This window comes from Microbacterium oleivorans (genome assembly GCF_001691565.1).
Lineage (GTDB): Bacteria > Actinomycetota > Actinomycetes > Actinomycetales > Microbacteriaceae > Microbacterium > Microbacterium oleivorans_B.
This window is the reverse complement of sequence record NZ_MAYO01000003.1, coordinates 1597922-1614112: the sequence shown is the minus strand read 5'-3', so window position 1 is coordinate 1614112 and position 16191 is coordinate 1597922. Positions and strand designations below refer to the sequence as shown.

The 16191-nt window shown below is 69.9% G+C and carries 14 protein-coding genes and 1 tRNA gene; 8 read left to right on the top strand and 7 right to left on the bottom strand.

Annotated elements, in window-relative coordinates; all coding sequences use genetic code 11:
* Positions 1-12 precede the first annotated feature (12 nt).
* From BBA86_RS10575 to BBA86_RS10565, 3 genes are all read left to right on the top strand, one after another.
* Positions 13-1488, top strand: a complete 1476-nt coding sequence (locus tag BBA86_RS10575; protein WP_065571526.1) for a serine hydrolase domain-containing protein — start codon at positions 13-15, stop codon at positions 1486-1488.
* Between the two features lie 43 nt (positions 1489-1531).
* Positions 1532-2182 (top strand): asparagine synthase, encoded by a 651-nt coding sequence (locus BBA86_RS10570; protein ID WP_223247072.1) that lies wholly within the window; start codon positions 1532-1534, stop codon positions 2180-2182.
* A gap of 64 nt (positions 2183-2246) precedes the next feature.
* Positions 2247-2319: transfer RNA gene (locus tag BBA86_RS10565), tRNA-Arg, on the top strand.
* 63 nt (positions 2320-2382) lie between these two features.
* On the opposite strand, the gene BBA86_RS10560 is transcribed toward BBA86_RS10565, so the two are convergent.
* Together BBA86_RS10560 and BBA86_RS10555 are read right to left on the bottom strand one after the other, a co-directional pair.
* Positions 2383-3012: a ThuA domain-containing protein gene (locus BBA86_RS10560; protein ID WP_065571525.1), complete on the bottom strand. Its 630-nt coding sequence runs from the start codon at positions 3010-3012 to the stop codon at positions 2383-2385.
* Positions 3013-3663 (bottom strand): DUF6584 family protein, encoded by a 651-nt coding sequence (locus BBA86_RS10555; protein WP_065571524.1) that lies wholly within the window; start codon positions 3661-3663, stop codon positions 3013-3015.
* 94 nt (positions 3664-3757) lie between these two features.
* Here BBA86_RS10555 and BBA86_RS10550 point away from each other — a divergent pair, with 94 nt between their 5' ends.
* Both BBA86_RS10550 and BBA86_RS10545 read left to right on the top strand, forming a co-directional pair.
* Complete coding sequence (locus BBA86_RS10550; RefSeq protein WP_065571523.1) at positions 3758-4180, top strand: MarR family transcriptional regulator; 423 nt, start codon at positions 3758-3760, stop codon at positions 4178-4180.
* Between the two features lie 13 nt (positions 4181-4193).
* Entirely contained in the window at positions 4194-4616 is a 423-nt protein-coding gene (locus BBA86_RS10545) for an organic hydroperoxide resistance protein (RefSeq protein WP_020097977.1), read from the top strand.
* A 12-nt stretch (positions 4617-4628) separates the two neighbouring features.
* On the opposite strand, the gene BBA86_RS10540 is transcribed toward BBA86_RS10545, so the two are convergent.
* Both BBA86_RS10540 and BBA86_RS10535 read right to left on the bottom strand, forming a co-directional pair.
* Positions 4629-6059 (bottom strand): DUF3459 domain-containing protein, encoded by a 1431-nt coding sequence (locus tag BBA86_RS10540; RefSeq protein WP_065571522.1) that lies wholly within the window; start codon positions 6057-6059, stop codon positions 4629-4631.
* Positions 6060-6104: 45 nt separating this feature from the next.
* Positions 6105-8156 (bottom strand): prolyl oligopeptidase family serine peptidase, encoded by a 2052-nt coding sequence (locus BBA86_RS10535; protein WP_065571521.1) that lies wholly within the window; start codon positions 8154-8156, stop codon positions 6105-6107.
* 139 nt (positions 8157-8295) lie between these two features.
* Here BBA86_RS10535 and BBA86_RS10530 point away from each other — a divergent pair, with 139 nt between their 5' ends.
* The gene (locus BBA86_RS10530; RefSeq protein ID WP_065571520.1) at positions 8296-8745 is read left to right on the top strand and encodes an Hsp20/alpha crystallin family protein; all 450 of its coding nucleotides are present in this window, start codon (positions 8296-8298) and stop codon (positions 8743-8745) included.
* 69 nt (positions 8746-8814) lie between these two features.
* Here BBA86_RS10530 and BBA86_RS10525 read toward each other — a convergent pair whose 3' ends face one another.
* Positions 8815-9243, bottom strand: coding sequence for a MarR family winged helix-turn-helix transcriptional regulator (locus tag BBA86_RS10525; protein ID WP_018185507.1), 429 nt, complete (start codon positions 9241-9243; stop codon positions 8815-8817).
* A 237-nt stretch (positions 9244-9480) separates the two neighbouring features.
* Between BBA86_RS10525 and BBA86_RS10520 the strand changes: the two genes are divergently transcribed.
* Positions 9481-11232: an acid phosphatase gene (locus tag BBA86_RS10520; RefSeq protein ID WP_223247070.1), complete on the top strand. Its 1752-nt coding sequence runs from the start codon at positions 9481-9483 to the stop codon at positions 11230-11232.
* A gap of 200 nt (positions 11233-11432) precedes the next feature.
* On the opposite strand, the gene BBA86_RS10515 is transcribed toward BBA86_RS10520, so the two are convergent.
* Positions 11433-12686 (bottom strand): acyl-CoA dehydrogenase family protein, encoded by a 1254-nt coding sequence (locus BBA86_RS10515; protein WP_065571518.1) that lies wholly within the window; start codon positions 12684-12686, stop codon positions 11433-11435.
* 236 nt (positions 12687-12922) lie between these two features.
* Between BBA86_RS10515 and sfnG the strand changes: the two genes are divergently transcribed.
* Complete coding sequence (sfnG, locus tag BBA86_RS10510; protein ID WP_065571517.1) at positions 12923-14071, top strand: dimethylsulfone monooxygenase SfnG; 1149 nt, start codon at positions 12923-12925, stop codon at positions 14069-14071.
* A gap of 55 nt (positions 14072-14126) precedes the next feature.
* Here sfnG and BBA86_RS10505 read toward each other — a convergent pair whose 3' ends face one another.
* Positions 14127-16190: a PhoX family protein gene (locus BBA86_RS10505; RefSeq protein ID WP_083199538.1), complete on the bottom strand. Its 2064-nt coding sequence runs from the start codon at positions 16188-16190 to the stop codon at positions 14127-14129.
* Position 16191 lies beyond the last annotated feature (1 nt).

Genomic DNA, 16191 nt, shown 5'->3' with positions numbered 1-16191 from the left:
TACGATGGACGCATGACGTCGACGTCCTCCTCCCTGCCCCGGTCCACTCCGTCCGCGCAGGGGGTGGATGCCGCCGGTGTCGACCGCCTCATCGACGCGATCGGTCAGACCGACACCGAGATGCACAGCCTCATGGTGCTCCGGCACGGGCACGTCATCGCAGAGGGCTGGTGGGCGCCGTTCGCGCCCGACCTGAAGCACCTCGTCTACTCGCTGTCGAAGACGTTCACCTCGGCGGCCGCGGGCCTCGCGATCTCGGAGGGCCGCTTCGGGCTCGACGACGTCATGGTCGATCACTTCCCCGAGCTCGTCCCCGATGACCTCGACGACAAGTACCGCCGCTACCTCGTCCGTCATGCGCTGACGATGGCGAGCGGCCACGAGAGCGAAGCGCTCGATCGTGCGGCTGCCGCCTCGCGCGAGGTCGGCGGCGACGTGCTCGGCGGGTTCTTCCGCGTCGCGCCCGACCGCGAGCCCGGTACGGTCTTCGCCTACAGTCAGCCGACGATCTACGGCGTCGGGCGTCTGGTCGCGAAGACGACCGGTGGCACGATCCTCGACTACCTGCGGCCGCGGCTGCTCGAGCCGCTCGGCATCCACGAGGCCCAGTGGATGATGCTCGGCGACGTCGAGATGGGTTTCAGCGGCATCCACGTGTTCACGGAGTCGCTCGCGAAGACCGGGCAGCTGATGCTCGACGGCGGCCGCTGGCAGGGCGAGCAGATCCTCGACCCTAAGTGGGTCGCGACCGCGACGTCGAAGCAGATGGACAACGACACGGCGCACCGCGGTCCCGGAGCCCCCGATCCGATCGACTGGCAGCAGGGCTACGGCTTCCAGTACTGGATGAACCGGAACGGCTTCCGCGGCGACGGCGCGTACGGGCAGTTCATCGTCGTGTGGCCCGAAGAGGATGCCGTCATCATCACGACGGCCGAGACGATCGACATGCAGACGCTCCTGAACCTCATCACGGAGCACCTGCGTCCGGCGATGGCCGGTGCCGGGTCCGCGGACGCGGATGCCGCCCTCGCGGAGCGGCTGTCGTCGCTGGCGCTGCCGCTGCCCGATGACAGCGGCACGGGCTTCTCGGGAACGTTCGACGTGGACGCGGCCGTCTACCCTCCCGGACCCTTCACGAGCAACGGGCCGGTTCCCGGCGCTGAGCGCGTCGAGGTGTCCGAGGCGGACGGAGGCTGGAACGTCCGATTCCTGGGCGCCGGGGTCGACGTGACGCTGCCGGTCGGGCGAGGTGACTGGGCCGCGGGGGAGTGGCCCGCGCCCGCCGAGGGGCTCGACGCGGTGCCGTTCCGCTCTGTCGCCGGCGTCGGTGCCGACGGCGCGTGGCACGCACGGCTGCGCATGATCCAGACCCCGCACACCCTTCACGTCGACATCGCTCCGAACGGCCCGGCATCCCTCGCCTGGCGGTTCCCGCCGCTGCGCGGCGACGGGCCGGCGGGTCACGCGCTGCCGACGCTCGGCTGACCGGCATCCGACACCCCTGTCTCGATAGACTGGGAGGCGAGGGGTGAGCGTGACGGACAACGAACGGGTCAAGACCCGAGAGGTCGTCGCCGAGGGGCTCTACATCGCGTCCGCGGCGACACGTTTGGCGTTGAAGAACCGCATCCTCGTCGACATCCTCGTCGACGGCGACGACTTCGATTCGGATCGTTTCCTCGGTGATGCCCGCGACATCCTCATCTCGCTCGCCGAAGAAGCCGAAGCGGATGCCGCGCGCACCGAGCGCGAGCGCAAGGCCGCCCGCAACCGGTACTCCGACTCGAGCGGGACGCACGACTACCGCAGCCGAGACGTCCGCAACCTGCGCCGACGCCGCAAGCAGTCGCTCCACGTCGCGAAGGAGCTGCGCGCCCGATCAGAGGATCAGGACGAGCTGCGCAAGCTCATCGCCGATGCACGCGATGCCGCCTGGGCCGAGGTGTCGAAGAACATCGACCGCTCGCTGCGGATCGCTGCCGCCCGTCCCGACCTCGACGCCGACTACGAGCGGATGCGGGTGGCCCGGATGCAGGCGCTGCGCCTCGTCGACCTGCCGAAGCTCCGCGCGCACCGTCGGAGCGTCGCGAAGCAGCAGGCGCTCCGCGACGGCGGCGCCGAACCCGAGCCGATCCTCGAGTCCGATCCCGCCGGGATCGACCCGGGCGAACTGGAGTAGCGGCTCGATTTCGGATTGGGGCCGGTCGTGACGTATGCTTTTCCTCGGCCCGGAAACAGGCCATGCGCCCGTAGCTCAATGGATAGAGCATCTGACTACGGATCAGAAGGTTAGGGGTTCGAGTCCCTTCGGGCGCACACTGTGTTGAGACAGTCTGAGAAAGGCCCTGCTTCGGCGGGGCTTTTCTTGTTCTCCGCCCGTTAGCCCAGTAGCCAGCGGGTGAGCCGTCGGACGATCTCCGGCGCGAGCGGCGACGCGTAGGCCTCTGCGTCGTGACCGAGCGCGCTGTAGGCGGCGCGGCATCCGTTGTTCTCGTGCGTCCAGGCGAGCGGGTGCGCGACCCCGTTGGCGTCGTCGTGCACGAGGAGGACCTCGGCCTCGGGGGAGACCCGCAGTGCCGTGTACGCCTCGTCCACCGTGTCGAGAGCAGTGAGATCCGCCACGGATGCCGAGACGGCACGCACGCGCAGCGGTCCACGCTCGGGGTGGAAGGTCACGTCGCGCACCCAGCGTCCGCCGAGACGCGCCTCCCACGCCGCGTGCTCCGGCAGCAGCGTCGCCGCGACGTGCAGGGCGAGCAGCGGACCGCTGTAGCGCACGAGGATCTCGGCGAGGCGCGCGTCGAGCGGATGCGGCGCGGTGCCGCCGCCCGCGTTGATCGCGAGCAGGTCCGCAGCGTCGATCCGCGCGGCGAGGTCCTCGAGCGTGTCGACGACCGTGGCGTCACCCTCCTCCCGGAGCACGTCCGCGACGATCGCACTCGTTTCGGCGAACGGATGCCACGGGTCGGCGTAATCCGTTCCGCCCGAGAAGACGAGGACGCGGCTCACTCAGACCCCACCGGTGAACAGGCTCACCAGACCCGCCGCGCCGAAGGTGAACAGCACCACGGATGCGACGCCCTTCCACGCGGCATCCCACCTCCGGTGTCGGAGGGCGTCGCCGACAGTGAAGCAGGCGAAGGCGACGGCCCACGCCAGCGCGACCAGGCGCGACCCCAGATGAGCGATGAAGGGCGCGGCCGGTGCCCAGAAGATCACGGCCGCGAACGTCGCGACCAACGTGACGGCGATCAGTGCTCCGAAAACGAACATCCCGGTACCGCCCTGCGCGTCCCACGCCTCGGCGGGCGTGCGTCGTGCCCTGCCGGCCGCGAGATCCGCGACGAAGCCCTCCGGCAGCGGCTGGCTGTCATCGAGGAGGCTGAGGCGCCGGACGCGCGCCTCATCGGCTCCCTGTGCGATCGCCCAGCGCAGGTAGGCGGACACCTCGTCGGGGTCCGCGTCGGGTGCGGCGACGGAGTATCGACCGGCCTGCTCGCGCGCTCCGCCGGCGCGGTAGAGCACCACCAGCGCGGTTCTCAGGTCGGCGTCGTGAGGGTCGCGTTCGAGGGCGGACCGCAACGGCCGGGCAGCGCGGCCGGTGCCGACGATCTCCGCCCGTTTAAACGCGTCGGCCATCGCGGCATCCGTCGTCCCCATGACCTCAGTATGGCCGCGACCGTCGTTCACCCTCAGTTAAGTTGTGAGCAACTCGATTGCGTGCAACCATATCGGTATGAGAGCGACTGACCAGATGGTGTGCTTCGGGGTGTACTCGGCCAGCCACGCCTTCGGGCAGGCGTACCGGCGCGTGCTCGCGCCGTGGAAGCTGACGTATCCGCAGTACCTCGTCATCGTCGCTCTCGGCGATAAGGAGCCCCGGTCGGTCAAGGAGCTGGGCGCAGAGCTCTTCCTCGACTCGGGCACCCTGTCGCCGCTCATCCGCCGCCTCGAGGCGCGCGGCATCGTCTCCCGTTCGCGCAGCCCTCACGACGACCGCGTCGTGGAGGTCTCGCTGACGGACGACGGCCGTGCGCTCCGCTCGGAGCTGTCCGTCGTCGGCGCGGAGATCGCGCGCTGCACCGGACTCGACGAGGAGAAGGCGCGGATGCTGCTCGACGTGGTCCACGACCTGAACCGCGTCATGCGTACCACCGACGAGGCAATCGCCTCCTGACCCGAAGGACATCATGGAAGCTCTCTACACCGCAGAAGCACTCGCTACCGGAGGCGGCCGTAACGGTCACGTCCGCACCGTCGACGGCCTCGTCGACACCGACGTGCGCGTCCCCAAGGAGATGGGCGGCGCCGGTGGCGCTCCGAACCCCGAGGTGTTCTTCGCCGCGGGCTACGCCGCGTGCTTCCACAGCGCCCTGCAGTCCGTCGCCCGCGCCCAGAAGGTGACCCTCGAGGACACCAGCGTCGGCTCGCGCGTCAGCATCGGCTCCAACGGCGAGGGTGGCTTCGGTCTCGCCGTCCAGCTCGAGGTCGTCATCCCGAACCTCCCGCACGACCAGGCGCAGGCGCTCGCCGACGCCGCACACCAGGTGTGCCCCTACTCGAACGCCACGCGCGGCAACATCGAGGTCACCGTCACGGTCGTCGAGGACTGACCTCCGCCTGACTCAGACGACAGGGCTCACGCGCAGCCAGCGGAAACCGCAGGCGGGCAGCGTGAGCCCTTCGTCGATTCCGACCTCGACACCCTCGACCAGGTCGAGAGCCACATGGGCGAAGCCCGACAGTGTCACCGCGGGGACGTGCGCCGGCTCTGCGCCGACGTTCGCGAGCACCAGCACGACGGTGCCGTTCCCTGGGCGCTGGTACCCGATGACGGATGCCGCGGGTACCCCGAAACCGACCAGGCGCGACCCGTCGAACTCCGGGGTCGTGTGCCGGACGGCGATGAGCTTCGTGAGGTCGCGGTGGATGCGGCCGGCCGAGGTTGCGGCATCCGTCCGCTGCGCGTAGCGATCGCGCGGCTTCTGACCTCGGTGCGTCCATCGCGGGTCGTCACGACGCTCCGGATCGTCGCGGAACGTCGGGTCGTTCAGCTGCCCGACCTCGTCGCCCAGCCACAGCATGGGCAGGCCCGGCACGCTCAGCACGAACGCGTGCGCGAGGGCCACGCGAGCTTCGCCGAGCGGGTCGCCGGCCTCGACCCCGGCGAGCGACGCGGTCGTCCCGGCCACGCCGTCCGCCGTCGGCAGGCCGCGGCCGAACGACGAGCCGTCCGTGTAGCGGGTGGTGAGCTCGGCGGCATCCGTCTGCCACACGACCGCGTCCGCATCCCGCACCGCGGCGACGTCGAGACTGCCGTCGCGTGCCTCGAGCGCGCGCTGCAGGGGTGCCGCGTCGCCCGTGGCGAGCGCGTGCCAGAGGGGAGCGGAACCGGGGGATGCCGGGAGCACATCGACCCCCGGTGCACCGATCGCGAGCACGGGGGCGAGGACGTCCACCGTGTCGCGAGCCGGGAGGAGGAAGACCTCGACACCGCGTCCGGCGAGGAAGAGGAGATCGTCCACGAGCCCTGCGAGATCGTCGCGCGCGGGGACGTCGACCGCGAGCGAGATGCCCGACAGCCGAAGCCGGCCCGTCAGGTCGGAGAGGCGGTCGATCGATCCGAGGCCCGGGTCGCCGCGGCGGAGGTCGATCGTGCCGTCCTCCAGGCGGGCGAACGGCGACTGCACGTGCAGGACGCTCACGCCGAGGTCGCGGAGCGCGGGGATCTCGTCACCGAGACCGGCGAGGTTGCCGGCGTACCGGTCGGCGTAGCAGGCGGCACCGAGGGCGAACCGCGAACTCGTGCGCGCGGGGTTCGCGGCACGCTGCTCGCCGTGCACCTTGAGGTCGAGGGAGCGACCGTTCGCGGCGATGACCGCCGCCGTCACGAGGTCGACGAGATCGGCAGACGATCCGCGTCGGGCCAGCGCCGTGCGCAGATCCGGGACGTGCCGGCGGATCCGCTCGGCCGCGGCGTCGTCGATGCGGACGCGCTCCGCGACGGCGGACAGCGTCGCCGCGAGGTCATCCTCGACGGCCCCGATGGTGCTCATGCGGTGGACCTCCCGCCCCCAGCGTAGAGGGCGGGCCCCCGCCGCTCAGTCGGCGCGCGCCACCGTGCGGTCGAGGAACGCGTGGATCGTCGCGTGCAGTGCGGCGGTCGAGGCCGCGTCGATCGCCCCGGAGTGTCCGCCTTCGATGGGCTCGAGGTAGTGCACTTCGGCATCCGTCTCGTCCGCCAACCGCGCCGCCATCTTGCGCGCCTGCACGGGACCGACCCGGTCGTCGCTTGCGGCCGCGTAGATGAGGGATGCCGGGTACCGCCGCCCGGGCTCGATCAGGTGGTACGGCGAGAAGGTCTTCACGAACTCCCAGTCGGCCGGGTCGTCGGGGTCGCCGTACTCCGCGATCCAGCTGGCCCCCGCGGACAGCCGCGTGTACCGCCTCATGTCGAGGAGGGGCACGCCGCAGACGATCGCACCGAAGTCGTCGGGGTACTGGGTCAGCATGTTTCCGACGAGCAGCCCGCCGTTGCTGCGGCCGTGGCAGGCGATGCGGTCGGACGTCGAGACGCCCCGGCTGACGAGGTCGCGCGCGACAGCGGCGAAGTCCTCGTACGCACGATGGCGGTTCTCGCGCAGGGCGGCGAGGTGCCATTCCGGACCGAACTCGCCCCCGCCGCGGATGCCCGCGACGACGTAGACGCGTCCCTCCTCGAGCCAGGCCGGGCCGACGATCGTCGGGTACTCGGGCGTCAGCGCGTGCTCGAACCCGCCGTAGCCGTTCATGAGGACGGGGAGGGCGCCGGAGCGCTCGCGCGGGCCGACCTCGAAGTACGGCACACGCGTGCCGTCGGCCGACGTCGCCCAGTGCTGCTCCGCGACGAGCCCCGACGCGTCGAAGGTGGGACGGCTGCGGTCGACGACGCGGGGCTGCGCACCGGGCGCGAGGACCAGGAGTGTCGGGGGAGTGAGGAAGCCGCGGGCGACCACCCAGAGCTCGTCGTCCTCGTCGTCGTCGGCGGTCGCGATCGTCGCACTGAACAGGTCGGCGTCGCCGAGACCCAGATCGATGTCGACACCGACGAGCGTGTCGGGGTCGAGCGACACCAGGCGGCTCTGCACGCGGTCGAGGATCGTCAGGACGAGTCGGTTCCGCGTCCAGGTCCACGTCTCGAGGACGGCGGTGTCGGTGGGCGCGAACGCGACGCGGAGTCCCGATCCGTCGCCCTCCGTGACGGTGTGGAGCGGTCCGATGAGGAGGGTGCCCGATGGATGCGTCGTGTCGCCGATCTGCCATGGGGTCGTCGTGCGAACGGTGACGAGCTCACCGTGGACGTCGACGTTCGCATCCTGCGGCACGGCGATGAGCCGCGGCTCATCGCCGTGCCAGACCCAGGACTCGGAGCGGAAGAAGTCGTGCGCGACGACCACCATCGGCGTCGCCGTGCCGCCGGTGTGGTCGACGTGCGCGAACACGCCCACGTCCGACGCGACGCCCGTCACGATGGGCGGTGCGTCATCGAGGGACTCACCGCGTCGCCACGCACGGGCGCTGATCGGATAGCCCGAGTCTGTGACGCCGCCGCCGTGCAGGGCGGTGGCGACGAGCAGCGTGTCGCGGTCGACCCACGCGATCATGGACTTCTCCGCGTCGAGGACGAAGGGGGCGTCGTCGACGAAGCGACCCGCCTCGAGATCGAACTCGCGCACCACCGCGGCGTCGCCGCCGTCGGGGCTCAGGCGCACGAGCGCTCGGCCGCTGCCCGCAGGTCCGTGAGCCGCGCCCGCGAACGCCCAGGCGACGCCTTCCTCGCGGCCGAGCGCGTCGACGTCGAGCAGGACCTCCCACACCGGGGCTCCCGCCGCGAACGAGGCGCGCGAAGCTCGACGCCACAGGCCGCGGGGGTTCGCGGCATCCCGCCACAGGTCGTACATGAGATCGCCGTGGCGGCTCGGGACGACGAGTCGATCGGGGTCCTGAAGGATGCCTGTCAAGCGGCGCTCGAGCGCGGTGCGGGTGTCGCCCGAGAAGGCCGCCTCGGTCTCGGCGGTCCGTTCGGCTGCCCAGGCGCGGGCCTCGGGTCCGTCGATCTCCTCCAACCAGAGGAACGGGTCGGCGGGCTCGGGGGCGGTCTCGTGGGCGCTCATGTCGCCAGCCTAAGGCCGTCTCCGACGTGGGCGTTCGCCGTGCGAGAACCGTTGGCACTCGGAGGGTCAGAGTGCTAATCTGAACGTACTTGAGCCGCAGGGGCTCAACTTTAAGACCACATCACCGAAGGAGAGAATCATGGCGACCTACGACCCGTTCCGTGACATCGACCGCCTGGCGTCGACCCTCTTCGACACGCGCCGCGGCCCGCGACGGATGCCGATGGACCTGTTCCGCGACGGCGACCACTACGTCCTGAACGCCGACCTGCCGGGCATCGACCCGGGCTCGGTCGACATCGACGTGGACGGCCAGCTGCTCACCATCCGCGCCGAGCGCACCGTGGGGGCGGCCGACGGGGTGAAGTGGATCACGCGCGAGCGTGAGACCGCGAGCTTCCTGCGCCAGCTGAACCTCGGCCAGGGCATCGACACCGACGCCATCACGGCGACCTACAGCAACGGTGTGCTCACCGTCACCATCCCGGTGAGCGAGAAGGCCAAGCCGCGCAAGGTCGAGGTGGTCGCCGAGGGCTCTGCCCCGACCATCGCCGCCCGTGAGAGCGAGCCGCAGCCGATCGACCAGTGATCGGTTCGGCGCTCCCGCTGTGACGAATCGCCCCGCATCCCGTCTCGGATGCGGGGCGATTCGCGTGCGTCACACGCCGCGGAGGCGCGCGGTCAGCTTCTCGAGCTGTGCGAGTTCGTCGTCGGTGAGGACCGACATCCGTTCGGCGATCGTCCGGCCGTGCACCGTCGCCAGCCGACGGAACATCGTCGCGCCCTTGTCGGTAGCGCGGAGGATCGCGCCGCGGCCGTCCTGCGGGTCGGGCTGCTTGGAGACGAGCCCGCGTGCCACCATCCGGTCGACCAGCCGCGAGACGCTGGGCTGGCTGATGAGCATGTTGGCGGTCACGTCGCGCAGGCGTGCGGTGTGCTCATCGCAGCGCGTCACCGTCAGCAGGACGTCGTACTCGGCACCGGACAGCTGATCGTCGTCGAAGTCCCGGGAGATCTCGGCCATGACCTCGTGCTGCGCGCGGAAGAGGCTCTCCCACGCGGCGATGGCGAGGCGTCGATCGGTCATGGCGTCAACTGTATCGCCGCGTGCCCCCGCGACGAGCGCCATCGGTCGCCTCGCGGTCACTCGCACGTCACATCGCGTTTCCCCCTTGAGGAGAGCATTCTCATGAACCGCGTTGTAGCTATGTCCTGACAAATACCCCTGTCATCGATAGTCTGCGACGACTCCCGCAACCGATGGAAGTGAGGCGCGCCCGTGAGCGTGATGACACAGACAAGACGACGAGGCACTCGTGCCGGAATGGCGATCGGCGGACTCGGCGTCCTCGTCGCCTGCACCCTGACGGCCGGGCCCGCGTTCGCGGCCGCCGGCTTCACCGAAGAGCAGAAGACCGCGACCTACGCGTCGGACGCCACCGCGTCGACCGGCGATTCGAAGGCACCCAGCGCCGACAACTGGTCGGTGCAGATGATGGACGTCTTCGAGGATCTCCGCACGGATCGCGGCGAGGGCGGCAACGCAGCCGTCATGGATTACAACGACGAGCTGACGAGCGAGATCAACCTCACCGCATCCGATGCTCAGGTGCAGCGCGCCATCGTCGACCAGTACCAGGACATGTCCGTCAGCATGGGCGACGCCTTCGGCGAGAAGCTCGGGGCGATCTACGCCGAAGCCATCGCCGACGGCGAGCTGCCGAAGCTGACGTGGCTCCTGAACAAGGAAGGCGGCAAGCTCGGATCGACCTCGTCGAGCAACCCGCCGAAGAACTACTTCGACTACAAGCGTCCCTATCTGCGGCTCGACACCACGAAGGACCTCGTCTACCGGGACAAGGAAGGCGGCGACGCGTGGGGCTCCAAGAGCGGGTCGTTCCCGTCGGGGCACACGTCGCAGGCGTACTGGCAGGGCACGGCGCTCGCCGAGATGCTGCCCGAGCTCGCGCCGCAGATCCTCGCGCGCACGGCCGAGGCCGGCAACAACCGCATCGTGATGGCGGCTCACTATCCGCTCGACGTCATCAGCGGCCGCATGATGGGCCAGAAGATCATCGCACTCCGTCTCGCCGACCCCGCGATGCGCAAGCTCGTGGACGAGGCCGCCGACGAGCTCCGCGGCGTCCTCGAGCGCGGTTGCGGCGACACTCTCGCGAACTGCATCTCGAAGGACGTCCCGTACCTGACGACCGACAAGGCTCTCGCCTACTACCAGGAGCACCTGGGCTACGGATTCCCCGCCACCGGCCCGAAGGGCGTTCCCGTCGTCGTGCCTGCGGGTGCGGAGGAGCTGCTCGTCTCGGCCCACCCCGGACTGACCCCGGAGCAGCGCCGCCAGGTGCTCGCCCTGACCGCGACGGACTCGGGCAACCCGCTCGACGTGGGTGAGCAGGAGAGCTGGCAGCGGATGAACCTCGCCGCCGCCATGGCCGCGAAGGTCACCGTTCGCGAGGACGGTTCCGTCGTGATCGTAAAAGGCGACGGCACCCCTACGCCCGACCCCGAGCCCACGCCGGATCCCGAGCCCACCCCCGACCCCGAGCCGACCCCGGACCCCGATCCCGCACCGGAACCGGAGCCGACCCCTGCCCCTCAGCCCACGCTGCCCTCGGCCGGAGGCGCGCCGAGCGCCCCCGTCGCGAACGGGGACAACCTCCCCACCGCGGCGGAGGGGCGGATCCGGGCATCCGTGCGCGGCGATCGCATCGTGGTCTCCGGGCTGACGGCGGGCGAGAAGTACTACGGGTTCATCTACTCGACACCGACTGCACTCGGACAGGTGACGGCGGATGCCTCGGGTTCCGTTACCTTCGCGCTGCCGGCCGACCTCGAAGCGGGGACGCATCGCGTCGCGGTCGTCGATGAGTCCGGCGAGCTCGTCGGCTGGGCTGCGGTGACGGTCGCCGACGGCGAAGCTGCCGCGATCGTCGACCGGGAGCTAGCCTCGGCCGGAGGTCAGTCGGCTCCGCTGTGGATCGCGGGAAGCGTCGGAACGGCTCTCCTCGCCCTCGGTGCAGTGCTGACGATTCGTCGTCGCCGGAGCGGAACCGCCTGACGCGTCACGCAGTAAGGGCCGGCTGGAGAGGCATCCAGCCGGCCCTTGTCCCTTTGCACCAAGAGTGTCCTGCAATCACATGTCGGTAGCTGCCACAGCAAAACAACTACCGTGCAATGACTGTATAACGACGAGATAACGGTGGCAAGAGATTCCTGTTATCAATCTGTGATGAGCCAGCTCGGTGTCCGGTGTGGCCCTCACCGCGCCGCGGCGGCGGTCGTCCGCTGCTGCCCGATCGCCCACACATAGGGGGCGGGCGTGCCGTTGATCGCCCAGTCGCCGACGATGCGTTGCTTGAAGATGACGGGGTTGTGCGACGACACGGCGCGGGCGTTGCGCCAGAAGCGGTCGAGGCGCTTCGTCTCGGAGACAGCCGACGCGCCGAGCGCGTTGAGCACGGTGCTCGTCGCCTCGAGGGAGAGGGACGTGAGGACGATCTGGCCCTGGGCGGACTCGATCTCGGCGCGCTGATTGGCGCGTTCCTCGGCTTCGGGATCGCCCGCGAAGCGCGCCACGTAGGCGTCCTGCGCGGATTCGGCCGCCCGCACCGCGACCGCCCGGGCAGCGAATCCCTGCGCGGTCGCGACTCCGACGGTCTGCTGCACGAGCGGATCCTCGGCCCAGGTTCCGGCGGAGCCGTGGCTGAAGACACGCGTGCGGGCGCGGGCGTGTGCCGCGACCTCCCGCGCCGCGCCCGCGACGAGGCCGGCCTGCGTGGCGAGGTGGACGAGCTGGTAGAAGGCCGTCTGGTAGCGGAAGCGATCGGCGAAGACGGTGATGTCGTCGGGATCGACGCGGGCGTCCTCGAGGATCGTCGTGCCGCTGCCGGTCGTGCGCTGCCCGAAGCCGTCCCAGTCGTCGTGGACGGTCACTCCGGGTTGATCGGCGCGCACGATCGCGATCACGGGGACGCCGTCGTGCTCTGCGTACACGTCGAGCCAGTCGGCGAAGATGCTCCCGGTGCTGTAAAACTTGGTGCCGTTGACGACGAGGTCGTCGCCGCGACGGGTGACCTTCGTGTTGACGTCGCCGACCTTCACCTCGCCGATCTCGGTCCAGGCGTTCCCGGCGATCTCGCCCGAGACGAAGCGCGTGAACCAGGCCGACTGGTCGACGGTCGCGTGCTGGTTGAGGCGGTCCTCGACGTAGGCGAAGTGGCCCCGCAGCGCCTGCGGGATGTTGGAGTCGGCGGCAGCGAGCTCGGTGAGCAGCTCGATCAGCTGGGGGAGGGATGCCCCGGATCCGCCGTACGCACGCGGGACACGGACGGCGCCGAACCCGGCATCGGTGAGCAGCCGGATCTCCTCGCGCGGCAGCCGACGGTCGTTCTCGCGGTCCACCGCGCCGTCGGTGATCTGCGCGAACAGCGGCCGGAACCGCGCCGCGAGCGTCTCGTAGTCGGTGCCGAGCGAGAGCTCGTCGTGGAGCGCGGGGTCGGGATGCCGGGTCATGTCGTCGCCTCTCAGCAGTGGGGTCGTGGTCGTCGCACCCTTGCTACTCGCCGAATCCGCGCGAGGCGCGTTTGTGACGTGAATCGCGGCATCCCGTCGTCACGGGCCGACACACACCGTCACGCCCCGACACACGCGTTCACATCGATTGACACTGCCCGGCGCCCGGGCGGAAGGTTCCGGGGAACCCATCCGATCGCGTCGCCCGACCGCGTCGCCAGCCCAGGGAGAACACCATGACCGAGCAGACCTCCTCGTTCGACCCGGCCTCGACCCACGAGCCGCCGAAGTTCGCCTACTGGGTACCCAACGTCAGCGGCGGCCTCGTGGTCTCGAACATCGAGCAGCGGACGTCCTGGGACTACGAGTACAACGTGAAGCTCGCCCAGACGGCCGAGCGCGTCGGGTTCGAGTATGCGCTGAGCCAGGTGCGCTACCTGTCGAGCTACGGCGCCGCGCAGCAGCACGAGTCGACCTCGATCAGCCTCGCCCTACTGCTCGCAACCGAGAAGCTGAAGGTCATCGCCGCGGTGCACCCCGGCCTCTGGGAGCCGGCGGTGCTCGCGAAGTTCATCCTCACCGCCGACCAGTTCTCGAAGGGTCGCGCTGCCGTCAACGTCGTCTCGGGCTGGTTCAAGGACGAGTACACGAAGCTCGGCCTGCCCTGGCTCGAGCACGACGAGCGCTACCGTCGCTCGGCCGAGTTCATCCAGGTCCTGCGGAAGCTCTGGACCGAGGAGAACGTGCAGTTCCACGGCGACTTCTACCGGGTGAACGACTTCACGCTGCGCCCCGGGCCGTACCCGGTGCCCGGCAGGCCGCATCCGGACATCTTCCAGGGCGGCAACTCGACGGCCGCGCGGTTCAACGGCGGTGCGCACGCCGACTGGTACTTCTCCAACGGGAAGGACTTCGACGGCTTCACCGAGCAGTACGACGACGTCACGCGGGTCGCCGCGGAGCACGGCCGGACCGTGCGGTTCGGGCTCAACGGGTTCGCGATCGTCCGCGACACCGAGGCTGAGGCCCGCGAGCAGCTGCGCGAGATCATCGCGCAGGCCGATCCGGCTTCGGTCGAGGGTTTCCGCAGGTCCGTGCAGCAGGCCGGGGCATCCACCGCGGACCGCAAGGGGATGTGGGCCGACTCCTCGTTCGAGGACCTCGTGCAGTACAACGACGGCTTCCGGACCCAGCTGTTCGGCCCGCCCGAGCAGGTCGCCGAGCGCATCATCGCCTACAAGAAGCGCGGCGTCGACCTGTTCCTGCTCGGCTTCCTGCACTTCCAGGAGGAGCTCGAGGCGTTCGGTGAGAAGGTCATCCCGATCGTCCGCGAGCTCGAAGCCGACCTCGCGCGCACCGGCGACCCGATCGGCGTCGTCCGTTGACGAAGGGAGGGGGCCGACGCGACGTCGACCCCCTCCCTTCGCGTCTCCCGTGCGATCAGCCCGGGTACACCTGCACGACCGACGGACGCGGTGCGTTCGGTACGTCGCCGCGACGCGTCGAGCCGTAGTCGGGGAACAGCGACGTCGGCGCCGCGACGGTGCCGTTCTCGCCGGGATGCTGCACGGCGACGAACACGAGCTTCTCGCGCGCGTGGATCACCGGGCCGCACGTCTCGGCCTCGCGCGGCACGGCGAGGAACTGCTGCACGCGCCCGCGCTCCCGTCCGGTGAGAGGGACCCGGAACAGTCCGTCGTTGAATCCGATGGTGCTGGGAGCGCCGTCCGTCGAGATCCAGAGGTTGCCGTCTTCGTCGAACGCGAGGTTGTCGGGGCACGAGATCGGCGACACCTTGTCCTTCGGGTACCCGGCGAAGTAGGTGCTCGGATCCGAGGGATTGCCGCACTGCAGCAGGATGCTCCACCCGAATGACGTGCCCGCCTGCCCGCGGCGCTCGGTCATCTCGAGCACGTGGCCGAAGCGGTTTCCGGTGCGGGGGTTCGCCTCATCCACCATCGAGGTCTTGCCGCGGTCGGAATTGTTCGTCAGGGCGACGTAGACCTTGCCCGTGCGCAGGCTCGGCTGCACGTCCTCGGGGCGGTCCATCTTCGTCGCCCCCATCTTGTCGGCGGCGAGGCGCGTGTAGACGAGGACCTCCTCGGTCGTCATGCCGGGCACGACGCTCTTGCCGTGGCGGGTCAGTGCGATCCACTCGCCGGTCCCGTCGAAGGAACCGTCGGCGGGAAGCTTTCCGGACCCGTCGATCTGGCTCGCGGGGGAGTCTCCGCGGAACCGCGCGACGTACAGGTCGCCCTCCGAGAGCAGCATCATGTTCTTCTTGCGCGACGAGCTGATGCGGTTCTTCGACACGAACTTGTAGAGGTAGTCGTTGCGCTCGTCATCGCCCATGTAGGCCACGACGCGGCGGTCCTCCGCGACGATGACGTTCGCGCCCTCGTGCTTGAAGCGGCCCATCGCGGTGTGTTTCTTGGGCGTCGAGGTGGGGTCGTCCGGGTCGATCTCGACGATGTAGCCGAAGCGGTTGGGCTCGTTGACGTAGCCGGGGTCGAACGAGTCGAACCGGGGGTCGTACTGCTCCCACCCGGTCGAGGTCGTCCGCGAGGCGCTCGCCTGGTATCGCTTCTGGCCGGCGGTGTCCGCCGCCCACGCGAAGTATCCGGTGAAGTTCTCCTCGCCCGAGAGGATCGTGCCCCACGGGGTGGTGCCGCCCGAGCAGTTGCCGAGCGTGCCGTGGACCCAGCGGCCCTCGGGGTCGGCGGCCGTCTTCACGAGATCGGAGCCGGCGGCGGGACCGGTGAGCTCGAACACGGTCTCGACGGTGATGCGCCGGTTGCGGCGCCCGTCGACGACGTAGTGCCACGGCTTGCCGCGCCGACGGCGCTCGATCTCGACGACGGACATGCCCTGCGCGGCCTTGTAGACCTCGCCGCGGCGGCGGAGCTCGGCGGCATCCGTCGACGGCGGGAACATGATGTTCGGGTTCACGTACTCGTGGTTGTTGACGAGCACGCCCGTCTTGCCGCTGCGATCGGCGAGGATGTCGAGGTAGTCGCTGTTGTAGCCGAACTGCCGCTCCTGCGACGCGCGGCTCTGGCCCTCGAGCGAGAACGTCGGCGCATCCGAGAACAGGGGGTCGCCCCAGCGGATGATCGGCGACCACGTGTATCCCTTGGGCACCGTGAGCGCATCGACGGATGCCGCGACCGGGGCGATCGGCTGGAACGGCAGGCTGTGGTGTCCCCAGCCCCACGTCGATTCGACCGGTCCACCGGGGTGCGCCGAGGCTGACGTCGGGTTCACGACACCGAACGCGTCAGTGGCGACGACGACGGCGCTCGCCGCGGCCGCACCGATCAGCATCCGACGCGAGAGCGCGATCTCGGCGATGCTCCGGAACGTCGGGTTGTCGGACCCGTTGCACTCCGGGCCGAGGCACGCGTTGGCGCACTTGAACTGGCAGGTCACCGCGGAGCGTTTGCCGACGGCGTGGGCGGCGAGCGGCAGGTTCGTGCGGGTGGTGGGGGGTTCCACAGTGGTCACA

What these genes read in the sequence shown, in the direction of transcription:
- BBA86_RS10520 (WP_223247070.1), top strand. Translation starts at nt 9,481, where the DNA reads ATGGCGATCGGCGGACTCGGCGTCCTCGTCGCCTGCACCCTGACGGCC.
- BBA86_RS10540 (WP_065571522.1), bottom strand. Translation starts at nt 6,059, where the DNA reads ATGAGCACCATCGGGGCCGTCGAGGATGACCTCGCGGCGACGCTGTCC.
- BBA86_RS10545 (WP_020097977.1), top strand. Translation starts at nt 4,194, where the DNA reads ATGGAAGCTCTCTACACCGCAGAAGCACTCGCTACCGGAGGCGGCCGT.
- BBA86_RS10525 (WP_018185507.1), bottom strand. Translation starts at nt 9,243, where the DNA reads ATGACCGATCGACGCCTCGCCATCGCCGCGTGGGAGAGCCTCTTCCGC.
- BBA86_RS10535 (WP_065571521.1), bottom strand. Translation starts at nt 8,156, where the DNA reads ATGAGCGCCCACGAGACCGCCCCCGAGCCCGCCGACCCGTTCCTCTGG.
- BBA86_RS10515 (WP_065571518.1), bottom strand. Translation starts at nt 12,686, where the DNA reads ATGACCCGGCATCCCGACCCCGCGCTCCACGACGAGCTCTCGCTCGGC.
- BBA86_RS10550 (WP_065571523.1), top strand. Translation starts at nt 3,758, where the DNA reads ATGGTGTGCTTCGGGGTGTACTCGGCCAGCCACGCCTTCGGGCAGGCG.
- BBA86_RS10530 (WP_065571520.1), top strand. Translation starts at nt 8,296, where the DNA reads ATGGCGACCTACGACCCGTTCCGTGACATCGACCGCCTGGCGTCGACC.
- BBA86_RS10555 (WP_065571524.1), bottom strand. Translation starts at nt 3,663, where the DNA reads ATGGGGACGACGGATGCCGCGATGGCCGACGCGTTTAAACGGGCGGAG.
- BBA86_RS10575 (WP_065571526.1), top strand. Translation starts at nt 13, where the DNA reads ATGACGTCGACGTCCTCCTCCCTGCCCCGGTCCACTCCGTCCGCGCAG.
- sfnG (WP_065571517.1), top strand. Translation starts at nt 12,923, where the DNA reads ATGACCGAGCAGACCTCCTCGTTCGACCCGGCCTCGACCCACGAGCCG.